The following is a 19,219-nucleotide window of genomic DNA, read 5'->3' as shown; positions in this document are numbered from 1 at the left end:
CTGCGCAAAAAGGTCTTGCCACCGTAAAATGAATATTATATAATAGGTTGCAGAAGCGCTGTAGGATGGTGCTTGAATTTAGGATGAAAATGATACTGCCCGCGCAATGCCGTCGGCAGATTCAATGAGGTGACTATGGTGAAAAAATTTATAAAATCAATGAGCCTTGCTTTGGCTTTGGTACTGGCGTTTAGCCTTGCAGGGTGCGGTAAAAATAATGTTGTTTCAGATGAAGATTCGCTCAAAACGCCTGAACAGCAGATTGAAGAAAACAAAAAGATTACCGATGAGCAGGTAGACCTGGTGCAGTTCGATACCGTACCGGCAGGTGCAGAAGTTGCATTTATTGAAACCAGCATGGGCGATATTACCGTTGCACTTTACCCCGAGCATGCCCCCAAAGCGGTAGAGAACTTCATTGCTCTTGCAAAATCGGGCTACTACACCGGCTTAAAGTTTCACCGTGTTGTAAACAATTACATGCTCCAGTCGGGCGACCCGACCGGAACCGGTACAGGCGGTGAAAGCAGCTTTAAGGATGAGAGCGGCAACAAGGTAGGCTTTGAGCAGGAGTATTCGCTGAACCTGTGGAACTTCAAAGGTGCGGTAGGTATGGCGCCCTCGGGCGACGGCACCAACGGCAGCCAGTTTTACATCATTCAAAACTCTGTGGTAGAGGAAGAGACTCTCTCTAAAATGCAAGAAGCCGCTTTTCCGCAAAAAGTAATTGACAAATACAAAGAGGTTGGCGGCGCACCGTGGTTAGACGGCAAAAACACCGTATTCGGCTACATCATTGAGGGCATGGATGTTATCGATGAGATCGCTGCGGTTGAGGTAGACGCAAACAGAGCGCCTGTGGAGGATGTTATTATCACCAACATTACGATTGAAAAGTATTAAAATAAAAAGGAGCGGAAAACCGCTCCTTTTTTATGTTACCCTTCCAAGGTTTGATTGATGATGTTTTTCATAATATCTTTGGTGAGTGCACCGCTCACATAACCGAAGATATTTCCGTCACGGTCGATCATATAGGTGGTGGGGAAGGCACTGACATAATAATCCTTGAGCACTGCACCCGTTTCGTCAAACACTGAGGGGAAGGTGTAACCATGATCCGTCAAAAATGTTTTAATCTCGTCGATGGAGACGTCACTGTTTTGGGGGTGCTCCTCGGTTTTGGGATTGGTGACGCCGATGAAGATAACATCCTCGCTGTTTTTACCATATTCGTTGTACAGCTCTTCAATGTGAGGCATCTCCGCCTTACAGGGGGGGCACCAGGTTGCCCAAAAGTTTAGGAATACCACCTTGCCTTTGTAGTCGGACAGGGTGTGTGTGTTACCGTATTGGTCGGTGAGGGTAAAGTCAAATGCAGGAACAATCTTTTTGTCGCCCTGCGATGATGCGGCGGAAGAATCATCGGGAGATGCAGCGGAAGAGCTTTCCGACTGGCTGCTGCTCGGTGCAGTACTGCTGCCCGTAAAAGAGTTGAGGTAGCTTGATATACCGCTCATCCAGCCGGTAAACGTCATAATACCAATGAGAATGAGCAGTGCGCCGCCTGCCTTTATGGTATATTTCAGCAAACGCTGCCTTGTTTTAATAAAGTTGAGCGTTTGTGTGGTAAACAGCCCCAGTGCCAAAAACGGCAGAACAAACCCTAAAGCGTAAACCAGTACCAAGAGGTTGCCGGTGATTGCATTTTTGGCGCTTGACGCCAGTATCAGCACGGAGGATAATGCCGGCCCCACGCATGGTGTCCAAGCAAAGCTGAATGTAAAGCCCATCGCAAATGCCATAAAAGGGTTCATGCTTTGCAGCTTGAGCTTAAACGGCAGGCGGTGCTCACGGTCCAATACCTTCATATCCAAAAAACCGATTTGATAGAGACCCAATAGAATGATTAAAATGCCGCCAATGCGGCTGAAGAGTATTTTGTTGCTGTTAAAAAAGTTGCCCAGTGCCGAAAACGAAAGCCCTAGAATAAAAAATGCAAACGAAATACCCAGTACAAAAAACAATGTGTGGAAAAACACCCGCTTGCGCTCATAAGAAATAACACCGTTTTCGTCGGTGCGTTTTGCGTTGCCGGCAAGATAGCTGATATAGATGGGAATCAGCGGCAGCACGCAGGGTGAGAAAAACGACAGCAACCCTTCAAAGAATACAAATAAAAAACTAATGTGTTCGGTAGACACGAGCCCTTCAAACATAGTAACCTCCTTGTGTCGTATTTGTGTTTTAATATAATACCATAATTGTAGGATATTGCAAGCAGCTTGTAAAAAGGTTTGCAGGGTGTTCATTATTTTAAAATAAGACTAGATTGTACGATACGTGGGAATGCGCTATAATAATACTAGTTTTGAATGTACAATGCTTACATAAAATAGAGGAGTGGATTTGTTATGAGTATTACCAAAAAAGAATTTGGTAACACCAAAGCCGGCGAAGCTGTGGAGTTGTTTACCTTAACCAACAGCAGCGGTGCAAATGTTGGAATTACCACCTATGGCGGTAGCCTTGTTTTTATCAACGTGCCGGATAAAACCGGAAAGCTCGTTGACGTATGCCTTGGCTGCGACACGGTGGCAGATTATGAGAAGCAGGATGCAAGCCTGGGCGCGCTTGTCGGCCGCTTTGCAAACCGCATTGAGAAGGGTGAGTTTACACTCGGCGGTGTAGAATATCATCTTTACTGCAACGACGGCAGCAACCATTTGCATGGCGGCAAAATTGGCTACAACCGGCGTGTATGGGGTGCCGAGGTTAAGGGAGATGCCTTGGAACTAACCTTGTTCAGCCCCGATGGTGAAGAGGGCTACCCGGGCAACCTTACAATTAAAGTGACCTACCGCTTAACCGATGACAACGCGCTTTCCATCGATTACATTGCAACCTCCGACAAAGATACTGTCATCAACCTTACCAATCACTGCTACTTTAACTTGGCGGGCGAAGGCAATGGCACGATTTTTAACCACAAACTAAAGCTCAACTGCGGTACCTACACCGAAAACAGCGGTGAGTGCCTGCCCACCGGTAAAATTTCTCCTGTTGCAGGCACACCGCTTGATTTCACCGAATTCAAAGCAATCGGTGAACGCATCAATGATGCATACGTTCAGCTGGAGAATTGCGGCGGCTACGACCACAATTTTATCATCAACCGTGAAGGCGCAGGCTTGGCAGAGGCTGCGCAATTGTGGGACGAATCCACCGGTATAAAGCTGAAAACCCTTACTACAAAACCGGGTGTTCAGCTTTATACCGCGAACTTTTTAAAGGATGATTTTGCAGCAAAGGGCGGTAAAGTGTACGGCAAGCATGCCGGCGTTTGCCTGGAAACGCAGTTTTACCCCAATGCAATGAAACACACCCATTTCCCCAGCCCTGTGCTGCACGCCGGAGATACCTATCACCACACCACTATTTATCAGTTTATGGTTAAATAAGCCTGTAAGATACATAATGATTCGATAAAGCCATACAGTTTTTGTGATTTCATATATTTAACCCGAAAAGCGTTGTTAACACCCACTAAATATTCTTCGTAATCATCAATTGATTTAGGGAATATATAGTTTTATCGGTAACAGGAGCGATAATTTATATTTCGCACTTGTATGAACATTCTATATAGCCTATAATAATAGGGAAGATGAAAAAAGTGGCGTGAGCCACGGGAGAAAGGGAGAAATTAGTTTGAAACTGTTTTTGGATACTGCAAATGTTGCTTACATCAGAGAAATTAACGATTTGGGCGTTATCTGCGGCGTTACAACAAACCCCAGCCTGATTGCAAAAGAGGGCAGAGATTTTAAAGAGGTTGTCACTGAAATTACCTCTATTGTGGACGGCCCTATTTCCGCCGAAGTCATTGATATGAAGGCTGAGGGCATGGTTGCCGAGGCAAAAGAGCTTGTTAAAATCCATAAAAATATCGTTATTAAAATTCCAATGTGTGCTGAAGGCCTTAAGGCTTGCGCTGCACTTACCAAAATGGGCATTAAAACCAACGTTACACTTATCTTTTCTGCTGCACAGGCACTGCTTGCTGCAAGAGCGGGCGCAACCTTTGTTTCTCCGTTCGTTGGCAGACTGGATGATGTTGGTGCACATGGCATCGATCTGATTGAAGAAATCGCTGCAATCTTTGATATTCATGGAATCAATTCCGAAATTATCGCGGCTTCTATCCGTAAACCCGAGGATGTTACCGCTTGTGCAATGGCCGGTGCACACATCGCTACAATCCCTTACGAGACCATGAAAAAATGCATCGATCACCCCCTCACTACACAGGGTATTGAGCGCTTCCTGAAAGACTGGGAGACTGTTCCTAAGAAATAAGAGCCTGTATTTTGCTGCAAAAGCACCATCCACTCACAGTGGCTGGTGCTTTTTTCTTGTTGCGCCCCCACTTATTGGTTTGCTGATTTCTGTCGCATTTTATTGACGCTATAAATAAAATGAGATATAGTTGTAATGATATAGAATATGTATTCTATATTAAATGTTAGAGGACCGTTTTATGAATTTTCGCAATAAAGTAATTTGCGGTATACTTATAACCTCGCTTTGTACAGTCATACTTGTCGGATTTTTAAAAGACAACAGCAAAACTCCGCTTGTGGAGTCAGGTACTGCGCAACTGTATTCGGCAGAAAAAAAGCAGCCTGAAATCGGCTATTTTACCAACACAATTGCGAACAATAAAGCCGAGCTTGATTTGGCAATAAACCGCATTAGCGAGCAATATGGTGTTAAAGGGTGCAGTATTGCTGTATGGGAACATGATACTATCGTCTACAGCCACTCGTATGGCGTTGCAAGCATTCGCCAAATGCAGCAAAACGCTGTCAAAAAGCCAGCGAGCCAGAGCACCAAATACAGGGTCGCATCCATCTCTAAGGTAGTTACTACAATGCTGGCAATGACCCTACAGGAGCAGGGGAAGCTGAGCCTGGATATGGACATTGCTGCGCTTGTAAATGAAAACCTGCAAAATTCATTTTACCCCGATGATAACGCAACAATTGAAATGCTGATGACCCACACCTCGGGAATTATTGACGGTGCGGGCTATACCCGCGCGCTGAATATGACGCCGTTTCCTTCGCTTGATGTCGTTTTACAGCGCAACAATTTCAGCGGCAGCAAGCCCGGCACTGCATACAGTTATTCCAATTTTGGAATGGGCTTAGTGGCAGGTGCTGTCGAAAAGCTTTCGGGTAAGCATTTTTATGACTATGCGCGGGATACCTTATTTGAACCGCTTGGCGCTGATGCTGCATTTATTACCGATTATATTAAAGATAAGGATTCTATCGCCGCTTTTTCGTCTACCGACCCACTCAGCTGGGGCAGTATGGCAGAGCTATACGGGCAGATTCCCCTTGGGCAGATGTATCTGTTGGGGCAGGGGGAGCTGTACATCAGTGCGGATGACCTTGCGCGCATTGGCATTATTCTGTCGGGCGACGGCACCTATGAGGGAAAACGCTATCTAAAGCAAGAAACGCTTAAAAATATCCACACCCCCCGTGTTTACGATTCTGTAACCAATGTAACACGCGGGCTGGCTGTGCAAATATCCCCCGATATTATCGAGGGTGTAACTCTTTATGGGCACCAGGGCAATGCCTATGGTGCAATCTCATGCCTTTTTTACGACCCCGTCACCAAACGCGGCGCGGTGTTTCTTACCAACGGCGCCAGCGCAAAACGTGCAGAAAGCCAGATTTATGCGGTGAATGACGCAATTGTAAAACAGATATGGCAATACCTTTGATTGGAGAATTTAACCGATGAAACGACGGATATTGGCAATATTACTCGCCTGCATGCTGCTTTCGAGCTGTACCGGGGGAATGCTTACAGGCAGCTCGTCCCAGCAGGGATCCTCCGGAGCGGCTACCTCCGGCGATGCAGAGCTTGAGCTGCCCAAGGAGGATACGATACATACCGCAACCTTACTCGCTGTGGGTGATAACCTCATTCACGATGTAATCTATCAGCAGGCGGCACGCCGTACACAAAATAAAAGCTACGATTTTCTACCCGCATATGAAAATTTAAAAACGCAAATTGCCGCGGCAGATATTTCTTTTATCAATCAAGAGACACCCATTGCAAAAAGTTTTCCTCCATCGAGCTATCCGTTGTTTAACGCCCCCGAGCAGCTTGCGGGCGACCTAAAAACCCTTGGCTTTGATGTAGTGAACATCGCCAACAACCATATGCTCGACAAGGGCAAAAAAGGCCTGATTGAGACGATGGATGCGTTGGACGCCGAAGAAATGCTGACGATGATTGGGGCATACCGCTCAGAGAAGGAATACGACACGATACCGCTGGTAACAAAAAACAAGATAAAATTTGCGTTTGTAGGCTTTACCCAGCATACAAACGGGCTGCGCCTGCCCGATGAGGATGCCGGCATGATTGTATATACCGATGAGCTCGAGGCAATGGAGCGGCAGATTACGGCTGCGCGCAGGGTTGCCGACGTGGTGGTGGTTTCGGTTCACTGGGGCGAAGAGGGAACAACCAAAACGACGCTGTATCAGCAGAATATTGCAAAGCATCTGGCAAAATACGGTGCAGATATCGTGCTTGGTACTCACCCGCATGTGCTGCAGCCGGTCGAGTATGTCGACGGAGAAAACGGGCATAAGGCACTGGTGTTTTATTCCCTGGGCAATTTTGTTTCGGCTCAGGTAGAGCCTGAAAATTTGGTTGGCGGCATGGCGAATATTACGGTGCAGAAGAACGAAACCACCGGAAAAATAAGCATTGTTGACCCAAAGCTTTCGCTCGTAATCACTCATTTCGGCACGGGCTTTCGTGATTTAAGGCTCTATCCGCTTTCGGATTATACCGATAAACTTGCAGCAGAGCACGGAATTGTGTTAGAATATGGAAAACAGTTCAACCTAGAATTTATCAACCAATTTGCAGAAGAAGTGGTTGATGAGCAGTTTATGAATTAAATTAAGGAGCGATAGCTTGAAGCGAATTCGGTTACAGTTTTACATATTGCTGCTTGTGTTTGGCAGTTTGTTCAGCAGCACAGCATTTGCCGCTGAACAAGCCGCCGAGCTCACAGCCGATTGCGTTTTTACTCCGTCGCAAAACACGGGCGACGCATGGGCGCTGCAAGATGGCAACCGTACCACGCGGTATCGCAGCAGCGGTAAAACCAGTGTTGCAATCACGAGCGGGCAGCCGTTTTCATATCTTTATATCGTATGGGAGACCCCGCCAAAGCCATGGAAGATGACTACGGCACAAGGGGATGTTACATACGGCGCCCATGGCTTTATTCACGAAGCAGTAGAACTGCCCGCACCACAGGCCGAGGTTACACTTACATTGGAGAGCGACCAGAATACCATTTGCGATATTTATGTATTTGCCGCAGGTGAGCTGCCCCCATGGGTGCAGCGCTGGCAGACGCCTTACGATGATGCCGATATGCTGTTGCTGCCCACCCATGCAGATGATGAGCACCTGTTTTTTGGCGGTACAATGCCCTATTACGCGGGTGAGCGAGGGTTAAAAGTGCAGGTTGCCTACCTCACCAACCACTGGGCAGAGCCATACCGCCCGCACGAATTGTTGGATGGTTTGTGGCAGGTTGGTGTTAGTGCATACCCCGTCCTCTCCGATTTTGTGGATGTATACGCTAGCAGCCTGGAGCAGGCAAAGGGGTTGTACCCAGAAGAGGCTGTTACTGCCTTTCAGGTGGAACAGCTGCGCCGCTTTAAGCCCGAGGTGGTGGTTGGGCACGATGTAAACGGTGAGTATGGGCATGGGGTACATATCTACAACACCTACACGCTGCAAAAGGCAATCGAAATCAGTAACGATCCTGCACAATACCCTCAAAGTGCAGAGCAGTACGGAATCTGGGACGTACCCAAAACATACCTGCATCTTTTTAATGAGAATGCAGTACTTATGGATTGGAACATCCCCCTTGAACGCTTTGGCGGAAAAACTGCGATTGATATAGCGAAAGAGGGGTTTGCAAAGCATGTGTCGCAGCAGAAATATTTTCAGGTAGAGGATTACGGGCCATACGATTGCAGAAAATTCGGGCTTTACCGCAGCACGGTAGGCCCGGATGTGGTCGGAGGAGACTTTTGCGAGAACATTGATTTTTCACCGCCTGCACCACAGCAGCCGGCAGAGGAACCCCCAAAAGTCAGTGAGCACCAGCCAGCCCCCCAGCCGGAGGAGCAGCACCCGACGGCAGAGCAGGGAAACGGCAGGGCTGTTTTAGCAGCAATCATTGCCTGCGCGGTAGTAGCGGCACTAATGGCAGCAGCGGTAATTTTCACCCTAAAAAAGGGCAAAAAGGCAAAGCACTAGGGCTTTTGAAAGGGCCTTTTGTAAAAATGAGGAGTAAACAGTGAGAGTAAGTATCATCGTGCCGTCACTCAACCCCGATGAAAAATTCTTAGCGGTGGTGAGCGGGCTTGTGAAAGCCGGCTTTCAAAGAATTATTTTGGTTGACGACGGCAGCGCACAAGAAAATAAGCATTATTTCAGCACTGCTGTAGCAGAAAACAGTCAGTGTGTTTTGTTGCGTCATCATAAAAATCTTGGTAAAGGCACGGCGCTGAAGACGGCGTTCAATTATTTTCTCAACCACCAAAATGGTGATATCGGTGTAGTGACGGCGGATGGCGACAATCAGCACCGCATAGAAGACGTTCTTGCCTGTGCCGCTGCATTGGAGGAGCATCCAGACAGCCTTGTACTGGGCTGCCGCGATTTTTCTGCACCTGACGTACCCCCGCGCAATGCCTTTGGCAACAAAGCCACAGCATGGTGCTTTAAAAAGCTTTGCGGCATCGCCGTATCGGATACACAGACGGGACTTCGCGGGATTTCCGCCGCTTTTGTGCATGATATCCTTGACCTTACAGGCGAACGCTTTGAGTATGAAACCAATATGCTGTTAGAGACCAAGCGCCGCGGCATACCTATTTTGGAGGTGCCCATCAGCACGGTTTATATCGACGACAATGCTACCTCGCATTTTAACCCCTTGCGCGATTCCATCAGTATTTATCGTCTCATCTTCAAGTTTTTATGGTCGGGTATTGCATCCGCTGGGTGCGATTTCTTATTGTTTTTATTGCTGGAGCGGCTGTTTGCGTGGCTGCCGCTGCGAGATCAGCTTTTGATTGCAACGGTGGGGGCACGCTTATGCTCTTCCGCCGTAAACTATACACTCAATAAGAATTACGTATTTGGCAGCAAAGCACCGATTAAGTCGACAATGATCAAGTACTATACTTTATGTGCGCTGCAGATGGCGGCAAGCTACGGCGGAGTGTTTTTGCTGACGTCACTGCTGAAGCTGCCGGCTGCTTTGTCTAAGTTAATTGTAGATTCGATTTTGTTTCTCATCAGCTTTCAAATTCAGCGCGAATTAATTTTTAATAAAACGAATTAAGGGGCAAACGATTTTGACTACGGAAAAAATGCAGCGGAGAAATGAGCGGTTTATTGAAATCCGCGAAAAAAAGCAGGGCAGGGGCTCGCGTATAAAACGTATTGTCGGGCGCTGCTCCGCGGTATTTGGCACCTTGATTTTCTCATTGCTGCTTTTGCTGTTTGGTGCGGTCACAATCATCTGCCGCGGGCCTTCGCCCTCGGTACGTGACTTGTTTGTCACCACAGTAATGGAAACCAGTGCCGCTAAGTTTTTGGCACAGATGTATTTTTCCGATGCCGAAATTAAAGCAATTCAACGGAAAAACGCAGTGGTTGAAGTGCAGGAGGTAACCGACGCAAGTGCTGAGTTTGTTGAGGGCGATAAATCGATTCCGAAAGAGACCATTGAGCTTTTGGATGTGAGCGGCCCCACCTTTAAAGGCAAGATGCTCATTATCCATGACCCATCGCGTGTAAAGGTTGCGGTGGCGCCTGTTTTTGGTATGAATTTAGACGGTGTGCGCGTAGAGGATTTTGTAAAAAACACAGGTGCGGTTGCAGGCATCAATGGCGGAGGCTTTTTTGATGAAAACGGTGTTGGCAGGGGCGGCATGCCGCTCGGTGTTGTCATCAAAGATTCTAAACTGATCAACGGCTCGCTTACCTATGCAGATTTTGTCGTAGGTTTTGACCAAAACAACAAGCTGATTGTTGGTAAAATGACGGGGCAGCAGGCGCTCGACCTCGGCATGCGCGATGCAGTCAGTTTTGGGCCTGTATTTATCGTTAACGGCAAGCCGGTTGAGGTAGCCGGCTCAGGCGGCGGACTGAACCCACGCACGGTAATCGGCCAACGCGCCGACGGTGCAGTGCTGATGCTTGTGATTGACGGCAGGCAGACGCACAGTATCGGTGCATCTTATAAGGATTGCATTGACGTGATGATGCAGTTTGAAGCGATCAATGCCGCAAATCTTGATGGCGGTTCGTCCAGCCTGATGGTATACAATGGGGAAGTGGTTAATGTTTGCGCATCGCTGTATGGCTCGCGCAAGCTTCCGACAGCTTTTATAGTGAAGTAGGGAATAGTAATATGCAAGCAACTTACATACCAGTAAAAAAGAAAAAATATCGCTTTCTCATTGGGCTTGGAATATTCTTTGCGGTACTGCTGATCGCCATTGCCGGCGGGCTGTTTTATCTGTGGGGTTATCTGGAACGCTATGAGGCCAATACACCCAATGCAGCCCTGCAGCGCTATGTGGATTTGCTCAAAGCAGGGGATTACGAGACAATTTATGCCACGTCGGGCTTTGAAGAAACGCGATTTGCCGGCAAAGAGGAATACATCAACTACATCAAGACCTTATATAAAGGCAAGCTGGATAACGCTTCTTTTATTAAAAAAGCATCGAAAACACCCGATACGCAGCTTTATGATCTGTATCTTGATAAAAAGCGGGCGGGCAGCCTTGAAGTCGTTCCGTCCGCGGTGGGCAGTGCCCATCGGTGGGCAGCACGTGCACCGCTCAACTACTTCGGCAGCGTTACCATTGATGCGCCCTCGCATGTTAAGGTGTTGGTGAACGGAAAAGAGCTTACCGGAAGCGAAATTATCTCACGCGATAGGGCTGTGGAGTATTATAAGGGTGTGCACCAGCAGGAGCTTGCACCCAAGCAGATGCGCTATGAGGTGAAAGGGTTGTTGCTACCACCCACTGTTACCGCGCAGAAAAACAGCGGAGAACCCTGTATGGTTGCCGAAACCAGTAAAACAAATTATTATGTACTGGCGCCCGTGAACACAGCTAAGCAAAAACAACACCAAGAACTGCTCGAAAAGGCAGCAAAAACCTACGCCGCATTTATTACTCAGGATGCAAGCTTTTCGGAGCTTTGGCAATATCTCAACGTTCAAACAGAATTTTACAATGCCATTAAAGATTTCTACAACGGTTGGTACATTCCTCATGACTCGTATGAGTGCCGCAATATTAAGATTTCCGAGCTTACCGAGTTCTCTGAAAATGACTTTACGGGGAACATCTCTTTCGATTATGTTATAAAAAAAGGCACTCAAGAGTACGTTTACCCCTCTAGCTATCAGCTCTCTTTCATAAAGCTTGAGGAGCAGTGGAAGCTGGTCAATATTGTGACATTGTAAATACGATAACAGCAATGTGCAGAGTTACGAGGAATCTGTTTTTGCTGAAAACAGAGCAGGGTTTATTGAGTACACATAAAAATTTTTCTTTTCAGAATGATTGTAATCGGGTGCGGGAAACCTTATACTAAGTGTAAGAATTGCCTGAAGCGAGAGGATGAACAAAATGAAAAGAATCGCTTTTTTTGACACCAAGCCCTATGATAAGATTTGGTTCGACCGGCTAAAAGCGGAATACGATTTTGAACTTGTCTATTTTGAAGAGAAGCTCAGCAGCAACACCGCATCGATGACACGGGGCTGTGAGGGTGCAATCGCTTTTGTCAACGATACCATTGACCGATCCGTTATTGAAACAATGGGCAAAAATGGCGTTGGCGTGCTCGCCATGCGCTGTGCGGGCTACAACAATATCGATTTTAAAGCGGCTTTTCAAAAGCTGCATGTGGTTCGTGTGCCTGCTTATTCCCCCTACGCGGTTGCTGAGTACGCTATGTCGCTGCTGCTTTGCCTCAACCGCAAGCTGCACCGCGCGTTTAACCGCACCCGCGAATACAATTTTAGCCTCAATGGTCTGACCGGCTTTGACTTGCACGGTAAAACGGCAGGCGTGATTGGCACCGGTAAAATAGGCCGCGTATTTATCGATATCTGCCGCGGATTCGGTATGAACGTTATCGCGTACGACCCTTACCCGGTAAAGGACAGCGGCATCGAATATGTGGGGCTGGAGGAATTGTGCCGCCGCGCGGATGTGATTTCGCTGCACTGTCCGCTCACCAAGGAGACTCACCATATTATTTGCGAGCAAATGCTGGCACAGATGAAAGACGGCGTGTATATCATCAATACCTCCCGCGGTGCGCTCATTGACAGTGAGGCGCTGCTCGAAGCCATTAAGTCAGGCAAGGTGGGTGGCGCGGCACTTGATGTGTACGAAGAGGAATCTGATTTATTCTACGAAGACTTTTCCAACACCAACATCAGCGATGATGTACTGGCCCGCCTGATTTCGATGCACAATGTCCTTATCACCTCTCATCAGGCGTTCCTTACCGACGAGGCACTGCAAAATATTGCCGAAACCACACTGCAAAACCTAAAGGCATATTTTGAAGGAGCGCCATTGCAAAACGAAATTTGTTACCAATGCGACAAGCTGGGTAACTGTGAAAAGCAGCCCAACGGACGCTGCTTCTAACCATATCAACTATTTTAAATAAAATTGTAAAAAATGGCACCGCTGATCATATCCGATCGGCGGTGCCGTTTTTGTGGTTTAATATAGCTTATCTTCGCCCAATTTTTCACGCCACAGTTCTTCCAGTACTTTTAAATCCTCCTGAAATTCAGGCAAGGTCTGCGTTTCCTTCATTTCCAATTCTTCCAGTATGGTAAAGGTGAATGATTGCGGGCCAAACTCGTTCCAATCCTTTTGAAGTTTGCTGTTGATGCAGGTACCCATCATCGACATAAAATTGAAGCGGTTTTGAGAACCTTTCAGATCGGTTTCGCAAAGCAAGAGCATTTTTCCGTTTGCCTTATTGGTAATAACGTAGGCTCCCCCGGTTATCTTGCGTTCCTTATACTGCTGCAAAATTTCTTTTTTTCGGCTTTTTGCGTCCAAAATCAATACCCCATTTCCTTTAGGATACGCGACAAAACTGCCAGACGCTCACCCAGCATCTCGTCATCAGCCGCCAAAGCGTCTCGAAACAGGGCAATGTCCTCATCAATATGCTCGTTATCGGTGCATACGGCAACCGTCATAGCGTCCCCCTGAATACCCACACGGTCAATAACCGGCTGCTCATTATCGTACAGCTTGGGGTAGCGGTAAGCGTCGCGGAAGTGCTGTTTGGAGCGGCACACCAAAATTGCAAGGTCGATTACCCGGTGCAGCGGCAGCTCTTCCGATTGGCGCGACCATTTCTCACCGGTGTAGCGCCACACCTTTGCCGAAATATCCACCTTACCGCGGTCATTCCACTGTGCAAGCCCGAGCGACAGCCCCTTGGCATCCGAGTCGTAGGCGTATCTGCCATCAACATTCTCATAGTTTTCTGAAACAATCACGGGTTTATGTTTTAATGTGGTTGGAATTTTCATATCGATCACTCACTTTATATTTAGTAATTTAGTAAATTAGTAACCTAGTAAATTATAACGCTGATGTTGTAATTTGTCAATATCCTTTTAATACCTTAGTATTTTATAAATAAGCTTTTTTCGCAGGTATAAAGATGCTACAATAGCAATAAGAATAGGAGTGTTGGGTTTGACGGCAAAGCAGATGGAGAATAGCTATGTGGTGGTTGCAGACAGAGTTTATCAGCCTGAGGTAGTGCCCGTAGATTACGTGGGTTTGATGGTGTACAGCGTGGGTATTACGCTGCAGGACAGAACCTATCTGCAAAAATCGAGTTTAGAGTTTGACGATAGGCAAAATTTTACGCAGGAGCTTTGTGAGCGTGTTCTTACTTTGCTCACCGCGGCCTGTCAAGAGCATTACGAAAAAACAGGGGTGCTGCCATGCGAAAGCTACAACAGGCCCCAAATTACCGAGCGCTATCTGGGCTTAAAGTATTCGCAGTAAGATGAAAACTTTGTTGCTACCGCCTGATGCAAAGCTGCAAGCTGGTTAAATTGATATAAATGTATTCTACAGCAGCTTATAACAATCCATTAAGGAAGTGATGGCATTGAAGATGATTAGGGGAATCGGTTCAACAAGCGGCTGTGCTGTGGGCAAAGCAGTTGTGCGTGCACCTACGCGGCATGAAATCCGGCGCAGAATAATTACTGCCCCCTTGGTAGAGCTGGAGCGTCTGAAAAAAGCACGCGAGGAATACGGCGCTGAGCTTGCTGTCCTGTACAGTCAAACCCTTCAAGAAATAGATCAATCTTCTGCCGACATTTTCATGATGTACAGCATGATTGTGGAGGATTGCGAGATCTTTAATAATATTGAGCGGATGGTACGGGCAGAGCATGTCAATGCCGATTATGCTCTTGATTACGAGATGAAGCGGTTGTGCAAGGTTTTTTCTGAAATGGAAGATGAGTATATGCGGGAGCGCAGCTCGGACATTGCCAATGTTGCGGCCGAGTTGCTGCTACGTTTGGCGGGGATGCAAACCACAGCCATAACGGGAAGCTACGAAGGAACCGATGATTTGATATTGGTGGCAGAGTCGCTCAGCCCTGCCGATATCGTGAAGCTCGACCGAAAACTGGTCAAGGGTGTGGTGACCGAGCGTGGCAACATCCATTCGCATTCCGCCATTCTTTGCCGCGCAATGGGTCTGCCGCTGGTGGTGGAGGCAAAAGAGGCAATTGCCGAGATTACAGGCGGCGTGGTAGTTGCAATCAGCGGCGATACAGGTGAGGTTTTTATTGAACCGGATGAAGCAACGCTCAAACACTGCAGGGTACAGATTTGTACGCAAGATCGGGAGCGAAACCATTACGAAAAGGCAGTGCACCACCATGCGATCACGTTAGACGGGCAGGAGATGCAGGCAATTGTGGCATTGCCGGTGTCGTAAATCCAATAAAAAAAGACTTCTCAAAACGAGAAGTCTTTTTTTATTGGATTTTTCCAATTTATAGAGTTTCGGGCTCGTCAAAAGTTTCGCCAAATGTATCCACCGTTACCTTTTTCATGCCCTGATCCTCATAGGGCTTATCGCTGCGGTCACGCGAGACAGATACAATGCGGTCAGCCTCTTCAATGCCCTCGATCACCTTGCCGAAAGCAGCGTATTGTCCATCCAAAAACGGGGCATCATCTACCATAATAAAAAATTGCGACCCCGCACTGTTGGGGTTTTGTGCACGTGCCATTGAAAGCACACCCTTGGTGTGGGCAAGGTCGTTTTTAAATCCGTTTCCGCTGAATTCGCCTTTAATCGAATAACCGGGGCCGCCAATGCCGATTCCCTGCGGGTCGCCGCCCTGAATCATAAAGCCGGGAATGACACGGTGAAAGATAACGCCATCATAGAAGCCGCGGCTTACAAGCGAAACAAAATTTTTCACCGTATTGGGCGCAATTTCGGGGTAAAGCTCCGCCTTAATGACGCCGCCGCTCTCCATTTCAATTGTAACAATTGGGTTTTTCATAATAAAAGCCTCTTTTCACTGTAAAATAAATTATAGACGCTAGTTATTATACCACAAACGCGCTGCGTTTGCGGTATAATTGCCCCTCTTCAGCGGTTGCCGCGTAAGCGGCGAGCCGAAGGGGATTAGAACGGGTATAATAAACGCTTTTGCGTTTATTATACCATAAATCGGTCTTAAAACACAGTTTTACACTTGCGCATGGCGCAAGTTTGCATGCTAAGGCTCGCAAAGACCGTTTCCGATGTAATAGAACATATTTGCCAAAGGCAAATGTTGCAAGCCACCTTCTTTTCCCGTAGGCAAAATATTTATTTTATTATACCACAGGTATTAATATTTTAAAATCTTTAACTTTTTTTCTTTAGCTATTTTCTTTTGTGGTAAACATTGCTATAATAAAAATTGTTTGATTGTCGATTCGCGACGAATAAACTGTACAGGAGATTTAAAATGATCAAAAAAGTGATTGCTTTGTTGCTTTCTGCCGCAATTGCGGCATCTTATACAATAACCGCCTTTGCCGCCGAGGCATCGGTGCCACCGTCCGCTGCTTCCGATGCATACGTGGTAATGGACGCCGAAACGGGACAGGTTCTGATTGAGAAGAACATGGAGAAAAAGGAGTTTCCTGCAAGTATTACCAAGGTGCTTACGGTAGCCTTGGGGCTTGAGAACGGCAAGCTGGAGGACAGCGTAAACGTTACGCAGGATGCGGTGTTTGCCATTGAGCCGAACAGCTCGCACATTGCGCTGCAACCGGATGAAATTGTGACGCTCAAAGACCTTGTCTATGCTACGATGCTGCCCTCGGCAAACGATGCGGCAAATGTGATAGCCGAGCACATCGGTGGTACAATGAAGGACTTTGCGGAGCTGATGAACAAAAAGGCGGAGGAGCTCGGCTGTGCAGACACCCACTTTGTCAATGCCAGCGGGCTGCCCGACGATGACCACTACACCACAGCCTACGACATGGCGCTGATTACAAAATATGCCATTGGTGTACCCGGCTTTATGGATGTATTCGGCATGCAGGATACCTACACCCTCCAGCCTACGAATAAACAACCGAAACAGCGTAAATTCGCTACCGAGCATATGATGCTGGTACAGTCGAAATATTACTACGAGGGAACCCTTGGCGGCAAGCTGGGCTGGACGCAGGAAGCGAAGCACACTAGTGTAACGCTTGCCGAAAAAAACGGAATGAAGCTGATTTGCGTGGTGATGAAGGCCGCGCAGAAGTACGATAAATTTACCGATTCCATCGCTCTTTTTGACTACTGCTTTGATAATTTTAAGCGAATGACCATAACCAAAGATCAGCTTAAAACATTCAATGTGTCGCATTACCGCTCGGGCGGTTCGGCCGAAAACGTGAACATCTTCGGCGAGGATGAATACAGCTTTCTTGTACACAAAAACATGTCGCAGGGCGATATCAGCATCGACTACGATGTGCCGGAATATTTCTCAGATGAAAACATTAACCCGACTGTTATGTTTAAAACCAAGAGCAAAAGCATGTACGGTGAAATTGGCAGTTACCCAATGAGCTTCCGCACACTTGCGCTGGATACCGACATTGATTCCACAGACGCAGTGGTGCCTGCGAAAACGCCGCTTCGTACACAGCTGATGAACGTGCTGAAGATAATCGGGATTGTACTGCTCTCGATTCTCGGGCTGATTGTACTGCTGTTTCTGGTGATGCTGCTCATCCGTGGTTTCAACCGGTTCCGCAAATGGCGCCGCCGCCAAAACCGTATGAAACGTATCCGTGAGTATGATGACTCCGATATCATTACAAGGCCGCCGCCCCCGACTGTAAGGCGCAGAAAATAAAAGAAACGCCATCCGCTGTAACACGCAGCAGGTGGCGTTTGTTTTATACAATTTTATAATAATTAAGCGCGGCTTGGTAACATAGCTTCTGCGCTAATACCCTTCTTCGGCGGTTGCCGCGTAAGCAGCGAGCCGAAGGGGATTAGAACGAGTATAATAAACGCTTTTGCGTTTATTATACCAGATGATTGAGTGCCAAATAAGCGCCGCCCAAAAACGCATCGGGCATAATGGTAACGTTGGTAAGCAGCTTTTGAATATCCTGCAGCTCCAAAATTTCTTTGATGGCCAAGGCTGCATATTTGGTGCGCACACGTTTGTTCAGCAGTGTGGTGGTTTCGCGCAGTGTTTCCAGTATGCGGCGTTTCCCCTCGGTGCTGCTGCCTGTCAGAGCTTCGGGCACCTCCACGCTGTCAACCTCTGCCTTCAAGCGCCTCAGCCACACCTCTTTGGAGTAAATCTTTTCGTTGCTCAGCCCAAAGGTTTCGCCCGCAACCTCAGCACATACCAAGGCAATATCGCGCGGGGCAGGCTCGGTGATGCCGCGCTCCTCCAAGAATTTAGATATCCGCCCCCAGAACAACTTATCCAGCATCGAGGACTTATCTGCCACATCGCCCCTGAATAATCCATCCAGATACAATTGTTCGGTAAAGAGTGTGGCCAATTCATCAGCAAAGCCGGTGATAAACGTAAACGCATGCCCATCGTAAGCACCATATGCCTTAAGGGCATCCAGGTATCCCAGCCGAATGTTGCGCCGCATTGTAGTGCGGTCAAACACCAGCGTCGGGCCCAGGTCCCAATACGAACGGATATATTTCACCTGCCGCGCCAGACGCAGCTCTTCTTTTTTTACCACGCCGAATGCTTCCAGATCTACCGCGATGATGCTTGTTGCACCGCGTGCAAGTGCCATTTTTACCGGCAGATTGTCGTAATATGCACCGTCAACATAACGTACACCGTCGATTACATAGGGTTTGATGGCGGGGTAGATGGAGGCACTTGCAAGAATATAATCGATCATCTTGCCCTTCGGCATCTCATTTTTAAAAAGCTCGTGCGACTTGCGTGAATCCATCTCCATGGTCACCACGCCGAAATCAATAGGGGAGGAGCGGATACGGTCTTCATCAAAATAGGCGCTCAGTGTTTCTTTTAAAGGGTTGCTGTCGGTGCCACCACTTTTAATAAAGTTGCGCACAAAGGCTCGGTAGGTTTGCACTACTTTCTGCCGTACACTCTGCTGTTCGTCTACCTGCACATCGAATACATGGCTGGTTTCAATTTTATCCCACAGTGCAACCGCTGTTTCATAGTCACCCTGTGCAATCAGCGAACCGTTAATGGCGCCTATGGAGGTACCGGTTACAATGTCAATCGTAATGTCCATTTCGCGCAGTGCCTGCCATACGCCCAGCTCATACGACCCGCGCGAGCCTCCGCCGGCCAGGACCAGTGCGGTTTTTCCCATATCACATCACCCCTTTGCCGTTTATTTTAATTCCTTTTTAGTTTACCACATTTTTACAAAATACACAATGTGGTGATTTGGGTATTATCTTGTGAGAAATAGCAATATATTGTGGTTATTCGTAAGATATTCCCTTGACAGTTTGC

18 protein-coding genes are annotated in these 19,219 nt (G+C 47.4%); 13 read left to right on the top strand and 5 right to left on the bottom strand.

Annotation, left to right across the window (positions count from 1 at the left end):
* Positions 1-135 precede the first annotated feature (135 nt).
* Positions 136-903 carry a peptidylprolyl isomerase gene (locus RTV33_RS01785; RefSeq protein ID WP_312640910.1) on the top strand — a complete coding sequence of 256 codons (768 nt, stop codon included), beginning with the start codon at positions 136-138 and terminating at the stop codon, positions 901-903.
* A gap of 35 nt (positions 904-938) precedes the next feature.
* Here the strand turns inward: RTV33_RS01785 and RTV33_RS01780 are convergent, their stop codons facing one another.
* Positions 939-2,219: a cytochrome c biogenesis protein CcdA gene (locus RTV33_RS01780; RefSeq protein ID WP_312640908.1), complete on the bottom strand. Its 1,281-nt coding sequence runs from the start codon at positions 2,217-2,219 to the stop codon at positions 939-941.
* 195 nt (positions 2,220-2,414) lie between these two features.
* Between RTV33_RS01780 and RTV33_RS01775 the strand changes: the two genes are divergently transcribed.
* The 9 genes from RTV33_RS01775 to RTV33_RS01735 all read left to right on the top strand — a co-directional run bounded on the left by RTV33_RS01775 (position 2,415) and on the right by RTV33_RS01735 (position 12,824).
* Positions 2,415-3,461 carry an aldose epimerase family protein gene (locus RTV33_RS01775; RefSeq protein WP_312640906.1) on the top strand — a complete coding sequence of 349 codons (1,047 nt, stop codon included), beginning with the start codon at positions 2,415-2,417 and terminating at the stop codon, positions 3,459-3,461.
* A 250-nt stretch (positions 3,462-3,711) separates the two neighbouring features.
* Positions 3,712-4,359: a fructose-6-phosphate aldolase gene (gene fsa / locus RTV33_RS01770; protein WP_312640904.1), complete on the top strand. Its 648-nt coding sequence runs from the start codon at positions 3,712-3,714 to the stop codon at positions 4,357-4,359.
* Between the two features lie 181 nt (positions 4,360-4,540).
* Positions 4,541-5,800: a serine hydrolase gene (locus RTV33_RS01765; RefSeq protein ID WP_312640902.1), complete on the top strand. Its 1,260-nt coding sequence runs from the start codon at positions 4,541-4,543 to the stop codon at positions 5,798-5,800.
* Positions 5,801-5,816: 16 nt separating this feature from the next.
* Positions 5,817-7,001 (top strand): CapA family protein, encoded by a 1,185-nt coding sequence (locus RTV33_RS01760; protein ID WP_312640900.1) that lies wholly within the window; start codon positions 5,817-5,819, stop codon positions 6,999-7,001.
* A 16-nt stretch (positions 7,002-7,017) separates the two neighbouring features.
* Positions 7,018-8,385: a PIG-L family deacetylase gene (locus RTV33_RS01755; RefSeq protein ID WP_312640898.1), complete on the top strand. Its 1,368-nt coding sequence runs from the start codon at positions 7,018-7,020 to the stop codon at positions 8,383-8,385.
* 40 nt (positions 8,386-8,425) lie between these two features.
* Positions 8,426-9,478 (top strand): bifunctional glycosyltransferase family 2/GtrA family protein, encoded by a 1,053-nt coding sequence (locus tag RTV33_RS01750; protein ID WP_312640896.1) that lies wholly within the window; start codon positions 8,426-8,428, stop codon positions 9,476-9,478.
* A 13-nt stretch (positions 9,479-9,491) separates the two neighbouring features.
* Entirely contained in the window at positions 9,492-10,541 is a 1,050-nt protein-coding gene (locus RTV33_RS01745; protein ID WP_312640894.1) for a phosphodiester glycosidase family protein, read from the top strand.
* 11 nt (positions 10,542-10,552) lie between these two features.
* Positions 10,553-11,623, top strand: coding sequence for a hypothetical protein (locus tag RTV33_RS01740; RefSeq protein WP_312640892.1), 1,071 nt, complete (start codon positions 10,553-10,555; stop codon positions 11,621-11,623).
* A gap of 166 nt (positions 11,624-11,789) precedes the next feature.
* The gene (locus RTV33_RS01735) at positions 11,790-12,824 is read left to right on the top strand and encodes a 2-hydroxyacid dehydrogenase (protein ID WP_312640884.1); all 1,035 of its coding nucleotides are present in this window, start codon (positions 11,790-11,792) and stop codon (positions 12,822-12,824) included.
* 78 nt (positions 12,825-12,902) lie between these two features.
* On the opposite strand, the gene RTV33_RS01730 is transcribed toward RTV33_RS01735, so the two are convergent.
* Positions 12,903-13,250 (bottom strand): GIY-YIG nuclease family protein, encoded by a 348-nt coding sequence (locus tag RTV33_RS01730; RefSeq protein ID WP_312640882.1) that lies wholly within the window; start codon positions 13,248-13,250, stop codon positions 12,903-12,905.
* 2 nt (positions 13,251-13,252) lie between these two features.
* Complete coding sequence (locus RTV33_RS01725) at positions 13,253-13,732, bottom strand: DUF6530 family protein (protein WP_312640880.1); 480 nt, start codon at positions 13,730-13,732, stop codon at positions 13,253-13,255.
* A 169-nt stretch (positions 13,733-13,901) separates the two neighbouring features.
* Here RTV33_RS01725 and RTV33_RS01720 point away from each other — a divergent pair, with 169 nt between their 5' ends.
* Both RTV33_RS01720 and RTV33_RS01715 read left to right on the top strand, forming a co-directional pair.
* Positions 13,902-14,219 (top strand): hypothetical protein, encoded by a 318-nt coding sequence (locus tag RTV33_RS01720; protein ID WP_312640878.1) that lies wholly within the window; start codon positions 13,902-13,904, stop codon positions 14,217-14,219.
* A 112-nt stretch (positions 14,220-14,331) separates the two neighbouring features.
* On the top strand, positions 14,332-15,171 hold the full coding sequence (locus RTV33_RS01715; RefSeq protein WP_312640967.1) for a phosphoenolpyruvate-utilizing N-terminal domain-containing protein: 840 nt from the start codon (positions 14,332-14,334) through the stop codon (positions 15,169-15,171).
* A gap of 58 nt (positions 15,172-15,229) precedes the next feature.
* Here RTV33_RS01715 and RTV33_RS01710 read toward each other — a convergent pair whose 3' ends face one another.
* Complete coding sequence (locus RTV33_RS01710) at positions 15,230-15,748, bottom strand: peptidylprolyl isomerase (protein ID WP_312640876.1); 519 nt, start codon at positions 15,746-15,748, stop codon at positions 15,230-15,232.
* Between the two features lie 453 nt (positions 15,749-16,201).
* On the opposite strand from RTV33_RS01710, the gene RTV33_RS01705 reads away from it, so the two are divergent.
* Complete coding sequence (locus RTV33_RS01705; RefSeq protein ID WP_312640853.1) at positions 16,202-17,596, top strand: serine hydrolase; 1,395 nt, start codon at positions 16,202-16,204, stop codon at positions 17,594-17,596.
* Between the two features lie 175 nt (positions 17,597-17,771).
* On the opposite strand, the gene RTV33_RS01700 is transcribed toward RTV33_RS01705, so the two are convergent.
* Positions 17,772-19,073, bottom strand: a complete 1,302-nt coding sequence (locus RTV33_RS01700; protein ID WP_312640852.1) for a patatin-like phospholipase family protein — start codon at positions 19,071-19,073, stop codon at positions 17,772-17,774.
* Positions 19,074-19,219 lie beyond the last annotated feature (146 nt).

Source organism: Hydrogenoanaerobacterium sp., assembly GCF_032017025.1.
Classification (GTDB): Bacteria; Bacillota; Clostridia; order Oscillospirales; family Ruminococcaceae; genus Hydrogenoanaerobacterium.
Note: the sequence above shows the minus strand (reverse complement) of the source record. Positions and strands in the feature narration are given on the sequence as shown.